This is a genomic window from Streptomyces abyssomicinicus (assembly GCF_008974245.1).
In the GTDB taxonomy this organism is placed as follows: Bacteria; Actinomycetota; Actinomycetes; order Streptomycetales; family Streptomycetaceae; genus Streptomyces; species Streptomyces abyssomicinicus.
In genome coordinates, this window is sequence record NZ_BBZI01000005.1 from 1,608,292 (window position 1) to 1,620,521 (window position 12,230).

A 12,230-nucleotide genomic window follows, 5' to 3' on the forward strand; every position below is an offset into this window, starting at 1 on the left:
GTTGGACAAGGGCGTCACGCCCTCCTAGGGGGGTACCCCGCCGCCATGCAGATCGACCTCACCGAACGCACCGCCCTGGTCACCGGATCCTCCCAGGGCATCGGTGCCGCCATCGCCGCCGGGCTGGCCCGCTCCGGCGCCCGGGTCGGCGTCAACGGCCGTGACGCCGGGCGCCTCGAGCGGGCCGTCGACGCCCTGCGCCGCCAGGTGCCCGAGGGCCGGTTCGTGCCCGTGGCCGCCGACCTCGCCACCGAGGAGGGCGCCGAGCGGGCCGTCCGCGCACTGCCGGACGCCGACATCCTCGTCAACAACCTCGGCATCTTCGGCGCCCGGCCCGCGCTGGAGATCAGCGACGACGAGTGGCGCCGCCACTTCGAGGTCAACGTCCTCGCGGCCGTCCGCCTCACCCGCGCCCTGCTGCCCGGCATGACGGAACGCGGCTGGGGGAGGGTGCTGTACATCGCCAGCGACTCCGCCGTCGTCGTCCCCGCCGAGATGATCCACTATGGGACGACCAAGACCGCGCTGCTCGCCGTCGGCCGCGGCTTCGCCAAGGAGGCCGCCGGAACCGGAGTCACCGTCAACTCCGTGATCGCCGGCCCCACCCACACCGGGGGAGTGGAGAAGTTCGTGTACGAACTCGTCGATCCCGAGCTCCCCTGGGACGAGGCCCAGCGCGCCTTCATGCGCGAGCACCGCCCGCAGTCCCTGCTCCAGCGGCTGATCGAGCCGGAGGAGATCGCCAACATGGTCGTCTACCTCGCCTCGGACCAGGCATCCGCCACCACCGGCGGCGCACTGCGCGTGGACGGCGGCTACGTGGACTCGATCCTGCCCTGAACCGGCGTCACGGCAGCTCTGCCGTGGACCCGCGTCATGGCAGCGGCTGCGCCGAACCGGCGTCACGGCAGCGGCTGCGCCGCCCAGATGATCTTTCCCTCGGGTGTCCACCGGGTCCCCCACCGCTCGGCGAGCTGCGCGACCAGGAACAGCCCGCGTCCGCCCTCGTCGAAGGTGGTCGCCTGCCGCAGCCGCGGGGCGGTGCTGCCCGCGTCGGACACCTCGCAGATCAGCTCGCGCTCCCGCAGCACCCGCACCCGCACCGGCCCGCTGCCGTGCCGCAGCGCGTTCGTCACCAGTTCGCTGAGGATCAGCTCCGTGGTGAAGGCCTGCTCCTCCAGCCCCCACTCGGTCAGCAGCCGGGTCGCCGCCGCCCGGATCTCGCCCACCGCCGACGGATCCCGCGGCACGTCCCAGGTGGCGATCCGGTCCTCCCTGATCGCCCGGGTCCGCGCCACCAGCACCGCGATGTCGTCCGTGGGCCGCGGCGCCACCCCCTCCAGGACGTCCCGGCAGGTGTCCTCCGGTGACGCGCCCGCCCGCGCCAGCGACTCCCGCAGCAGCTCCAGCCCCGCGTCGATGTCCCGGTCCCGCTCCTCCACCAGACCGTCCGTGTACAGGACCAGCCGGCTGCCCTCCTCCAGCTCGACCTCGGCCGTCTCGTACGGCAGACCGCCCAGACCCAGCGGCGGGCCGGCCGGGACCTCGAGGAACTCCACCCGCCCGTCCGGCCGCACCACCGCCGGCGGCAGGTGCCCGGCCCGCGACATCACACAACGCCGCGACACCGGGTCGTACACCGCGTACAGGCAGGTCGCCCCGGTGATCGTCGCGCCGCCTCCGGGGTTCTCCTCCTGGTCGATCCGCGCCACCAGTTCGTCCAGCAGCCCGAGCAGCTCCTCCGGGTGCAGGTCCAGCGCGCTGAAGGTGTGCACCGCCGTCCGCAGCCGCCCCATGGTCGCCGCCGCGTGCAGGCCGTGCCCCACCACGTCGCCCACCACCAGCGCCACCCTCGCCCCGGACAGCGGCAGCACGTCGAACCAGTCGCCGCCCACCCCCGCCTGGGCCGGCAGGTACCGGTAGGCCACCTCCAGCGCGTCCTGGTCCGGCAGCCGGCGCGGCAGCAGGCTCCGCTGCAGCGTCACCGCCATGCCGTGCTCGCGGGTGAACCGCCGGGCGTTGTCGATCGCCACCGCCGCCCTGGTCACCAGCTCCTCGGCGACCGCCAGCTCCTCCTCGTCGAACGGCTCCTTGCGGCGGTCGCGCCAGAACCCCACCACGCCCAGGACCTGACCGCCCGCCCGCACCGGCACCGCGATCAGCGAGTGCACGCCGTGATCCAGCAACTGCGCCCACTGCTCGCGGTTCCGGCCCTCCCACCGCAGCGTCTGCTCCAGCCGCGGTTCCAGCAGCGCCCGGCCCGAGCGCAGTACCCGCGCCTGAGGTGACGAGCCGTCGGGCCGGACCTGCGCGCCCAGCGGGAACAGCGGCGCGTCGTCGACCCCCGCCAACGCCGTCCGGCGCAGCGCCGCCCCGGAGTCCGGCCGGACGGACGGCTCGTCGCCCTCCAGCACCGCGTCGAACAGGTCCACCGTCGCGTGGTCCGCGAACCGGGGCACGACCAGATTCGCCAACGCCTCCGCGGTGTGACGCACGTCCAGGCTGGTCCCGATCCCCAGCCCCGCCGCGTACAGCAGGTCCAACCGCTCCCGCGCGGCCTCGGCGCGACCCGACAGCGCCCTCAGCTCCGTCGAGTCCCGCAGCGTCGCCACCGACCCCGACGGCCCGCCGCGAAGCCGTGTCGGCCGCTGGTTGACCACCACCAGGCGGTCCCCGACCGGATGCACCTCGTCGGTGGCCACCCGGCCCGACAGCAGCAGTTCCGCCACGTCCGGGTAGAGGCCCAGCTCACCGACGCGGCGCCGGCCGGTGTCCTCCGGCAGCCCCAGCAGCCGCTGCGCCTCGTCGTTGGCCAGCAGCAGCTCACCGTCCGCGCCGACGATGACCACGCCCTCCCGCACCGAGTGCAGGACCGCGTCATGGTGTTCGTACATCCGTGTCATCTCGCGCGGGCCCAGCCCGTGCGTCTGCCGCAGCAGCCTGCGGCCGGCCACCGCGGTCCCCGCCGTGGCCAGGGCGAGCGCGGCGGCCGCGGCGCCCAGCAGCAGCGGCAGCTGACGGTCGGCGGTGTTGCCGACGTTCTCCACGGTGATGCCCGCCGACACCAGGCCCACCACCCGGCCCTGCGGGTCCCGCACCGGCACGACCGCCTGCACCAGCCTGCCGATGGTGCCGCTGATCTCCTCGACCACCGGTTCGCCCCGCAGCGCCGGTCCGATCTCCCCGACGAACTTCTTGCCGATCCGGTCCGGCCGGGGGTGGGTGTACCGGATCCCCTCGGTGTTCATCACCACCACGAAGTCCACCGGGACGGTCCGCCGCACCTGCTCGGCCCGCGGCTGGAGCTCCGCCGTCGGATCGGGAGACCGCAACGCCTCCCAGGTGCCCGGCGCGTCGGCGAAGGACACGGCGACGGCCCGGGACCGGTTGCGGGCCTCCTCCTCGCTGGCGGCCCGGCCCTGGAGGACCAGCGCCGCCACGGCGGCGAGGACGAGCAGCACCACGATGACCACGTGTACGACGAAGACCTGCGCGGCGACGCTGCGCCGCGACAGAACGCCTGATCGGCCCGGTGGTCGCATAGGCCTCAGTTCTACCCGCAGTGTCCGGACCCGGCACGTCCGACATGACGGCGGTGCGTCACGTTTCCGCCCAGGTGTCGGGGCCGCCGCCCCGCCAGTCGATCAGACCGGAGCCCGCGACATCCAGTTCGTCCCATCCCTGGAGTCCGGCCTCCTGGAGGAAGGCGGTCACGTCGCGCAGCGAGTACGCGGTGCCGAGCACGCTGCCGCCCACCCGGACCCGCCGTCCGCCCGACGGCCCGGGAGGCTCCACGACGACCGGCCTCGGCTCTTCGGACATGGCTCCAGCATCGTGCGCCGCCCCGCGGCCCGCATCCGGAGCGCCGCCGTTTCCCCCGCGGGCCTCGGGCAACCCGGAGCGTGCCACCCGATGCGCCGAACGCGCCCCAAGGGGTGGCCACCGCGGACGGAAGGGAAAGATGATCATGGCCGACCACCGGGATCCCGAGCTGGACGACCTGTGGAACGAGTTCCACCGTGTGGTCAACATGACCTCCCGCGAGCTCCAGGAGTGGCTGATGACCCGCTCCGCAGGCGAGCGGACCGAGGCGCTGCCGGACCAGGCGGGGACCGAGAACGGCCGCCGCGTCCTGGAGATCCTCGGCAAGCGCCGTGTCGACCTGACCGACGACGACGTCCGGGTGATGCGGAAGGTGGTCGACACGGTCACCGCCGAACGCGGCGTCGACATGGAGCCCACGGCCGGGCAGTCGAACTGGCGCCACCGGCTGATGACGCTGGGGCACGACCCGCTGAAGCCGGTCTCCGCCTGACGCCGGTCTCCGCCTGACGCAGCGCGGGCCGTCGAGGCCGGGGCCCGCCGGCGCCGCCGTCCGCGGGGGCGGCACCGAGGCGCCGTGGGGTGCGTCACGGGGCCGATACGGCGGGCGCCCGGCCACCCCGTCGTGGGGAGGCCGGGCGTCTCGCCGGGTGCGGCGCGCGGACGTCGGACGGCCGTGCGTCGGGCGGCCGACCGTCGGACGGCCGGGCGTTCGGCGGCCGTGCGTCAGACGGCCGACCAGCCGCTGTCGACCGGCAGGATCGCGCCGTTGATCCCGGCGGCGGCGTCCGAGGCCAGGAAGACGATCGCCGCCGCCTGGTCCTCGGCGGTGGTGACCGCGCCGATGTTCTGGAAGTACGGGGCTATGGTGGCCGGGCCGTGGGCGCCCTGCTCCGCCTCGACCTTGATGTTGGTGGCGACGCCGCCCGGGGCGACCGCGTTGGCGCGGATGCCCTTGCCGCGGTACATCACCGCGAGGTTCTTGGTCAGGCCGATCACGCCGTGCTTGGACGCCGTGTAGGCGGCACCGGCGGCGCTGCCGCGCAGGCCCGCCTCGGAGGCGGTGTTGACGATCGCGCCCCCGCCCGCGGCCAGCATGTGCGGCAGCACGGCGCGGGTCAGCATGAACGGCGCGGTGAGGTTGACGCGTATCACGCGGTCCCACTCGGCGTCGGACACGTCGGCGGCGGCGGACATCCGGTCCATGATGCCCGCGTTGTTGACCAGCACGTCGACGGTGCCGAACTGCTCGACCGCGGTGTCCACCACCTGGTCGACCACGGACTGGTCGCCGAGGTCGCCGGCGACCGCGACCGCCGTGCCGCCGGCGGCCTCGACGAGTTCCACGGTCTCCCGCGCGGTCTCCGCGTTCAGGTCGGCGACCAGCACCTTGGCCTCCGCCGCCGCGAAGCGCAGGGCCGCCGCCCGGCCGATGCCGGAACCGGCGCCCGTCACGATCACGCTCTTGCCGGCCAGGCCGGTCATGTTGCTCATTCCTGGTGCTCCCTCACAGCGCCGCGCCGCCCCTGCGGCGGTGGGCGCGGGATCGACCGTACAACTTTCTGTCGCGCCGTGCCATTAAGGCGTGCGACGACAGGAAGGGGGTGACGTACAGTGACAGCCCCACGACGGACCGGCCCCCAGCCCCTCCCGCACACCGAGGCGAGGAAGAGAGCGATGGAGTTCACCCCACCCGCCGAGCGGTCCGCACCGCGGCCCGCCGCCCGGCGCACCGGCAGACCGCCCCTGACCGAGCGCCGCAAGGCCGCCACCCGGCTGGACATCTCGCGCCAGGCGGTGCGCCTGTTCGCGGCCCACGGCGTGGCCGGCACCTCCGCGGACGAGATCGCCGCCGCCGCGGGGCTGTCCACCCGGACCCTGTGGCGGTACTTCCCCTCCAAGGAGGAGTGCGTCCGCCCGCTGCTCACCTCCGGACTGGAGGACATCGTGGAGCGGCTGCGTGACTGGCCGCCCGGCGCCACCCTGACGGAGGCCCTCGGCCTGGACGCCGACGACGCCGACCGGACCTCCGACAGCGCCGAGGTGGCCCAGCTGGTCCGCCTGACCGGCGGTGAACCGGGGCTGCGCGCCGTCTGGCTGCAGATCCACTCGGAGGCCGCCGACGCCTTCGCCGCGATCCTCGCCGAACGGGAGGGCCGCGACGCCGCCGACCTCGCCGTCCGGGTGCGGGCCGGAACGCTCAACGTGGCCCTGCGGATCGCCGTCGAGGAATGGGCCCGGCACGCCGGCGCACCCGGAGCGCCCGCCCTGCGGGACGTGATGCGCGCCGCGCTCGGGCACGCCGCGGCGGCACTCCCCGGGGAATGAACGGACCGAACCGGCCTCCGCCGTCCGGACGCCCCGGCCCCTGTGCGATCGTGTCGGCGAACGACGATCGACCTGGAGTCACGTGAGCACCGAACCCCTGGCGGCACCCTCCCCCCTCCTCCTGCCCGACGGACGGCCCGCCGCCTCCGCCTGGACGCTGGACCCGGAGGTCAGGCACCTCAACCACGGTTCCTTCGGCGCGGTCCCCCGCGCGGCGCAGGACGTCCAGGCCGCCCTGCGCCGCCGCATGGAGGCGTCACCCGTCGAGTGGTTCCCCGCCCAGCCGCAGCTGATCGCCGACGCCCGGCGCGAGATCGCCGCATACCTCCGGTCCCCCGTCGACGGCACGGCGCTGGTGCCCAACGCCAGCGCCGGAGCCAGCGTCGTCTACGGCAGCCTGCCCCACCGGGCGGGCGCCGAGATCCTGGTCACCGACCACGGGTACGGAGCCGTCACCATGGGCGCGGCCCGCCTCGCCCGGCGCTGGGGAGGCACCCTGCGTACCGTCCACGTCCCCCTCGACGCCACCGCGGACGAGGCGTTCAGGGCGGTGACCGACGCCTTCACCGACCGCACCGCGCTGGCGGTCGTCGACCACATCACCTCCGCCACCGCCCGGCTGATGCCCGTCGGCCGCATCGCCGCCGAGGCCCGGCGCCGCGGCATCACCCTCCTGGTGGACGGGGCGCACGCCCCCGGGATGCTCGCCGACCCGCTGGCCGGCCTGGAGGCCGACTACTGGGTCGGCAACCTGCACAAGTTCCCCTGCGCCCCCCGCGGCACGGCGGCCCTGGTGGCGCGGGCCGAGCGGCGCCGGGAACTCCACCCCCTGATCGACTCCTGGGGTGCGACCGAGCCGTTCCCGGAGCGCTTCGACCACCAGGGCACCGTCGACGCCACCCACTACCTGGCCGCGCCCGCCGCCCTCGGCTTCGTCGAGGACACCTGGGGCTGGGACAGCGTCCGCGACTACGTCACCCGGCTCGGCGACCACGCCCAGCACACCGTCGCCGCCGCCTTCGCCCGGCTCACCGGCGAGGACCACACGGTCCGTGTCGGCATGCCCGCACCCGCGCTGCGCCTGGTCCGGCTGCCCGACGGCCTGGCCGGCACCCGCGAGGAGGCCGACGCCCTGCGCGACGAGGTCGCCCGCAAGCTCCGGGTCACGGCCGCCTTCACCAGCTTCGGCGGCACCGGCTACGTCCGCCTGTCCGCGCACGCCTACAACACCCCTGGCGACTACGACCACTTCGCCGAGAGCTGCGTCCCCGTCCTGACCGACTGGGCCCGCGAGCGCCGGAGCTGAGGCCCGGAGCCGGCAGCCGACGGCATGGCGGCCGGCCACCGGAACCGGGCGCGGGCGGCGCGCGGCCCGGTCCCTCGGAGGCCCGGGCCGCGCGCCGCCGGGGCGGGCGCCGGCGGCCTACAGGCCGAGCGCCAGCCGGTGGTAGGCCTGGTTCCAGCGCAGCTCGCGCCGGAACTGCCGGGTGGTGGTCGAGGCGTCGATGAGGACGAGTTCCACCTTCAGCATCTCCGCCAGGTCGTCCAGGTGCTCGGAGGTGAGGGCCGTGGTCAGGACGGTGTGGTGCGGCCCGCCCGCCGTCAGCCAGGACTCCGTGGACGTCCGCAGATCGGGGGCGGGACGCCAGACGGCCCGCGCCACCGGCAGCGCGGGCAGCGGGTGCGGCGGCGCCACCACCTCGATGTCGTTGGCCACCAGGCGGAACCGGTCGCCGAGGTCCGCCAGGCCGACGACGACGGCCGGCCCGGGGGCCGCGTCGAACACCAGGCGCACGGGGTCCTCCCGGCCGCCGATGCCGAGCGGGTGGATCTCGCAGGCGGGGGTCGCGGCGGCGACCGTCGGGCACACCTCCAGCATGTGGGCGCCCAGGATGAGTTCGCTGCCGGGCGTCAGGTCGTAGGTGTAGTCCTCCATGAAGGAGGTGCCGCCCGGCAGCCCGGCAGCGGCGCTCTTGAGCGCCCGCAGGAGGACGGCCGTCTTCCAGTCGCCCTCCCCGCCGAAGCCGTACCCGTCCGCCATCAGCCGCTGCACGGCGATGCCCGGCAGCTGCCGGAGCCCGCCGAGATCCTCGAAGTTGGTGGTGAACGCCCCGAAGCCGCCCTCCGCCAGGAAGTGCCGCAGCCCCGCCTCGATCCGCGCCGCGTACCGCAGCGAGTCGTGCCGCTCGCCTCCCGCGCGCAGCTCGGGCGTCACCCGGTAGGCCTCCTGGTACTCCTCGACCAGATCCGCAACCGCCTGCTCCTCCGCCCGGTCCACCACCTCCACCAGGTCGTTCACGCCGTAGGTGTTGACCGAGACGCCGAGCCGCAGCTGCGCCTCCACCTTGTCCCCCTCGGTCACCGCCACGTCGCGCATGTTGTCGCCGAAGCGGGCGACCTTCAGCGTGGCGAGCTCCGCTCGGGCGACCGCCGCGCGAGCCCAGACGGCCACCCGCGCGACCGTCACCGGATCGCCGACGTGCCCGGCCACGGTCTTGCGCGGCACCCCGACCCGGCTCTGGATGTGCGCGAACTCGCGGTCCCCGTGGGCGGCCTGGTTGAGGTTCATGAAGTCCATGTCGATGGTGTCCCAGGGGAGGGCCACGTTCGACTGGGTGTGCAGGTGCAGCAGCGGCTTGCGCAGGGCGTCCAGGCCGGCGATCCACATCTTCGCCGGGGAGAAGGTGTGCATCCAGGCGATCAGCCCGACGCACCGGTCGTCACCGCCCGCCTCCAGACACGCCCTCCGGATGGAGGCGGCGTCGGTCAGCACCGGCTTCCAGACGACACGGGCGGGCAGCCCCTCGGCGTCGTCCAGCGCGGCGGCTATCCGCTGCGACTGCTCGGCGACCTGCTTCAGGGTCTCCTCGCCGTACAGCCCTTGGCTGCCGGTGAGGAACCAGATCTCGCGGACGGAGGAATGCGGGCTCGGCACAAGGGCTCCTGAGTGGCGTGGTGGTCCGGCGGTGGGCGTGGTGGGCGGGTGGGGGAGAGGTGGCGGCGGGCGGTGTCAGCCCGTGGCGAGAGCCGTGTCGCGCAGCCTGCGCAGGCGGTGCAACTGGTCACCGTCGGCGAACCGGTCGTGCAGCAGCCGGTACTCGGCGAACAGCGCGTCGTAGGCGTCGGCCCGCCGGTCGTCGGGGAGGAAGACGTCGCGGCGCAGGCGGCCCATCGCGGCCGTCGCCGTCCGCACGTCGGGATGCGCGCCGGCCGCCACCGCGGCGTGGACGGCCGAGCCCAGCGCCGGCCCCTGGAGGGAGGCGGCGAGGGAGACCGGGCGGCGCAGCACGTCGGCGTAGATCCGCATGAGCAGCTCGTTCCTGGCCAGACCGCCGGCCACCACGAACTCGCGCACCGGGACACCGCCGTTCTCCAGCGTCTCGACGATGACACGGGTGCCGAAGGCGGTGGCCTCCAGCATCGCCCGGTACACGTCCTCCGGGCGGGTGGCGAGGGTGAGGCCCACGACGACGCCGGAGAGGTGGTGGTCGACCAGGACGGACCGGTTGCCGTTCAGCCAGTCCAGCGCCACCAGGCCGTGGGCGCCGACCGGCTGCGCGGCGGCCTTGCGGGTCAGCAGGGCGTGCAGGTCCTCGCCGCGGGCGTCCGCCTCCTCGTAGTACTCCCGCGGCACGCCCTGGCGCAGGACCCAGGCGAAGATGTCGCCCACCGCGCTCTGGCCCGCCTCGTAGCCGTACGAGCCCTCCACGACCCCGCCGTTGACGACGCCGCAGATCCCCGGGACCTCGGCCAGCACAGGGGAGTTGACGATGTGGCAGGTCGAGGTGCCCATGATGGCAAGCAGCCGCCCGTCCTCCACGGTCTGGGCCGCCGCCGCGGTGACATGGGCGTCGACGTTGCCGGCCGCCACCGCGATGCCGGGCCGGAGCCCCGTCCACGCGGCGGCCTCCTCGGTGAGTGATCCGGCACGCGAACCCAGCGGTGACAGCGGGAACTCCAGCCGGGTCCGCGCGAAGTCGGCGAAGCGGGGGTTCAGCGCGGCCAGGTACTCCTCGCCGGGGTAGCCGCCGTCCTGGTGGATGCCCTTGTAGCCGGCGGTGCAGGTGTTGCGGGACTCCGCGCCGGTGAGCTGCCAGACGATCCAGTCCGCCGCCTCGATCCAGCGGGCGCACGCCTCGTACACCTCGGGATCCTCCTCCAGGACCTGGAGGGCCTTGGCGAACTGCCACTCGGCGGAGATCTTGCCGCCGTACCGGCCGATCCACTTCTCGCCCCGCTCGTGTGCCAGCGCGTTGATCCGGTCGGCCTGCGGCTGGGCGGCGTGGTGCTTCCACAACTTCGGCCAGGCGTGCGGCCGTCCGGCCAGCGCCGTCTCGGACAGCGGGGTCCCCCCGGCCGACGTGGGCAGCACCGTGCAGGCGGTGAAGTCGGTGGCGATGCCGATGACCGCGCCGGGCTCCACGCCCGCCGCGGCCACCGCCTCGGGGACCGCGTTGCGCAGCACGTCCCGCCAGTCCTCGGGGTGCTGCAGGGCCCAGTCCGGCGGCAGCGGGGCGTCCGTGCCGGGCAGGCGCTCCTCGATCACACCGTGCCGGTACTCGTGCACGGCGGAGGCCAGCTCCTCCCCGTCACGGACGCGCACCACCACGGCGCGTCCCGACAGGGTGCCGAAATCGACGCCGACGGTGTAGCGCTCGGCGCCGTCGGGGAAGTCCCCGACGGAAGAGGGCGCGGAAGGAGGGGCAGAGGTCACGGAGGTGCCTTTCGGGTGGCCGGTCGGCGGCGAGGGGCTCTGTGAGGCTCGACGGGAGGCGACGGGGGACGGGACAAGGACGGGACGGGACAACCGCAGTGTTAGCGCTCACAATCTCCCGACGCAAGAGGCGTGCGCGGGATTGATCGCCGTGCGCCCGCGCGAAGTTGATGCACACATGGGCTTCCGTGCGGGACGGGCAGTCACGGAAAGATAACGCCCGCAAGGGGATTGAGAACCTGACTTGTTAGCGCTCACAATGCGACGGCGCGCCCTCCGATGAGGGGGCCGCTCTTCGCGCGGCCGGTGTTCGGTCGCATCGACGGCACCTCCGTGCACCTCGAAAGGACACTCGCCATGGCCCGCAAAGCCGCTCTCGCCCTCAGCACGGTTCTCCTCCTCGCCACCTCGGCGCTGACGGCCTGTTCCACCGAGGCGCCCGACTCGGCCAAGCCCGGCGGGGGCGACTCCGACGGCAAGCTCACCCTTGGGTTCGCGCAGGTCGGCGCGGAGAGCGGCTGGCGCACCGCCAACACCAAGTCGGTCCAGGACGCCGCGAAGAAGGCCGGGATCACCCTCAAGTTCTCCGACGCCCAGCAGAAGCAGGAGAACCAGATCAAGGCCATCCGCACCTTCATCCAGCAGAAGGTCGACGTCATCGCGTTCTCCCCGGTGGTGGAGTCCGGCTGGGACACGGTGCTCAAGGAGGCGAAGGACGCCGGAATCCCGGTGATCCTCACCGACCGCGCCGTCGACAGCAAGGACACCTCGCTGTACAAGACCTTCCTCGGCTCGGACTTCGTGAAGGAGGGCAGGTCGGCCGGCGAGTGGCTGACGAAGGAGTACGCGGACGAGAAGGACACGGTCAACATCGTCGAGCTCCAGGGCACCACCGGTTCCGCCCCGGCCAACGACCGCAAGGCCGGCTTCGCCGAGATCGTCGAGAAGGACGACAAGTTCAAGATCGTCGCCTCCCAGACCGGCGACTTCACCCGCGCCAAGGGCAAGGAGGTCATGCAGGCCTTCCTGAAGTCCCACAAGGACATCGACGTCCTCTACGCGCACAACGACGACATGGCCCTCGGCGCCATCCAGGCCATCGAGGAGGCCGGCAAGAAGCCCGGTGAGGACATAAAGATCATCTCCGTCGACGGCATCAAGGACGCCTTCGTCGCTATGACCGAAGGCAAGATCAACGTCGTGGTCGAGTGCAACCCGCTCCTCGGGGACCAGCTGATGGACCTCACCAAGAAGGTCGCCGACGGTCAGAGCGTGCCGCCCCGGGTCGAGACCGAGGAAGGCGTCTTCACCCAGGACCAGGCCGCCGAGGCCCTGCCCACCCGCCAGTACTGACGAGCGCGGACCC

At 73.7% G+C, this 12,230-nt stretch carries 10 protein-coding genes; 5 read left to right on the forward strand and 5 right to left on the reverse strand.

Features of this window, described 5'->3' with window-relative positions:
• The first annotated feature begins 45 nt into the window (after positions 1–45).
• Positions 46–840, forward strand: coding sequence for an SDR family NAD(P)-dependent oxidoreductase (locus tag GBN72_RS06790; protein WP_151770658.1), 795 nt, complete (start codon positions 46–48; stop codon positions 838–840).
• A 62-nt stretch (positions 841–902) separates the two neighbouring features.
• On the opposite strand, the gene GBN72_RS06795 is transcribed toward GBN72_RS06790, so the two are convergent.
• Positions 903–3,542: a SpoIIE family protein phosphatase gene (locus GBN72_RS06795; protein WP_151770659.1), complete on the reverse strand. Its 2,640-nt coding sequence runs from the start codon at positions 3,540–3,542 to the stop codon at positions 903–905.
• A gap of 58 nt (positions 3,543–3,600) precedes the next feature.
• Positions 3,601–3,822 carry a hypothetical protein gene (locus GBN72_RS06800; RefSeq protein WP_151770660.1) on the reverse strand — a complete coding sequence of 74 codons (222 nt, stop codon included), beginning with the start codon at positions 3,820–3,822 and terminating at the stop codon, positions 3,601–3,603.
• Between the two features lie 145 nt (positions 3,823–3,967).
• Here GBN72_RS06800 and GBN72_RS06805 point away from each other — a divergent pair, with 145 nt between their 5' ends.
• Positions 3,968–4,315, forward strand: a complete 348-nt coding sequence (locus tag GBN72_RS06805; protein WP_151770661.1) for a DUF3140 domain-containing protein — start codon at positions 3,968–3,970, stop codon at positions 4,313–4,315.
• A 233-nt stretch (positions 4,316–4,548) separates the two neighbouring features.
• On the opposite strand, the gene GBN72_RS06810 is transcribed toward GBN72_RS06805, so the two are convergent.
• The gene (locus GBN72_RS06810; RefSeq protein ID WP_151770662.1) at positions 4,549–5,316 is read right to left on the reverse strand and encodes an SDR family NAD(P)-dependent oxidoreductase; all 768 of its coding nucleotides are present in this window, start codon (positions 5,314–5,316) and stop codon (positions 4,549–4,551) included.
• Positions 5,317–5,499: 183 nt separating this feature from the next.
• Between GBN72_RS06810 and GBN72_RS06815 the strand changes: the two genes are divergently transcribed.
• Both GBN72_RS06815 and GBN72_RS06820 read left to right on the forward strand, forming a co-directional pair.
• A complete protein-coding gene (locus GBN72_RS06815; protein WP_151770663.1) occupies positions 5,500–6,150 on the forward strand; it encodes a TetR/AcrR family transcriptional regulator in 651 nt (216 codons plus the stop codon).
• Between the two features lie 82 nt (positions 6,151–6,232).
• A complete protein-coding gene (locus GBN72_RS06820) occupies positions 6,233–7,456 on the forward strand; it encodes an aminotransferase class V-fold PLP-dependent enzyme (RefSeq protein ID WP_151770664.1) in 1,224 nt (407 codons plus the stop codon).
• Between the two features lie 117 nt (positions 7,457–7,573).
• On the opposite strand, the gene araA is transcribed toward GBN72_RS06820, so the two are convergent.
• Both araA and araB read right to left on the reverse strand, forming a co-directional pair.
• Positions 7,574–9,085, reverse strand: coding sequence for an L-arabinose isomerase (gene araA, locus GBN72_RS06825; RefSeq protein ID WP_151770665.1), 1,512 nt, complete (start codon positions 9,083–9,085; stop codon positions 7,574–7,576).
• Positions 9,086–9,160: 75 nt separating this feature from the next.
• A complete protein-coding gene (gene araB / locus GBN72_RS06830; RefSeq protein WP_151770666.1) occupies positions 9,161–10,864 on the reverse strand; it encodes a ribulokinase in 1,704 nt (567 codons plus the stop codon).
• A gap of 357 nt (positions 10,865–11,221) precedes the next feature.
• Between araB and GBN72_RS06835 the strand changes: the two genes are divergently transcribed.
• Positions 11,222–12,217, forward strand: coding sequence for an ABC transporter substrate-binding protein (locus GBN72_RS06835; RefSeq protein WP_151770667.1), 996 nt, complete (start codon positions 11,222–11,224; stop codon positions 12,215–12,217).
• Positions 12,218–12,230 lie beyond the last annotated feature (13 nt).

Bases quoted from the DNA above. Each gene is read 5' to 3' on its own strand.
- GBN72_RS06790 (WP_151770658.1), top strand. From the start codon at position 46: ATGCAGATCGACCTCACCGAACGCACCGCCCTGGTCACCGGATCCTCC.
- GBN72_RS06795 (WP_151770659.1), bottom strand. From the start codon at position 3,542: ATGCGACCACCGGGCCGATCAGGCGTTCTGTCGCGGCGCAGCGTCGCC.
- GBN72_RS06800 (WP_151770660.1), bottom strand. From the start codon at position 3,822: ATGTCCGAAGAGCCGAGGCCGGTCGTCGTGGAGCCTCCCGGGCCGTCG.
- GBN72_RS06805 (WP_151770661.1), top strand. From the start codon at position 3,968: ATGGCCGACCACCGGGATCCCGAGCTGGACGACCTGTGGAACGAGTTC.
- GBN72_RS06810 (WP_151770662.1), bottom strand. From the start codon at position 5,316: ATGAGCAACATGACCGGCCTGGCCGGCAAGAGCGTGATCGTGACGGGC.
- GBN72_RS06815 (WP_151770663.1), top strand. From the start codon at position 5,500: ATGGAGTTCACCCCACCCGCCGAGCGGTCCGCACCGCGGCCCGCCGCC.
- GBN72_RS06835 (WP_151770667.1), top strand. From the start codon at position 11,222: ATGGCCCGCAAAGCCGCTCTCGCCCTCAGCACGGTTCTCCTCCTCGCC.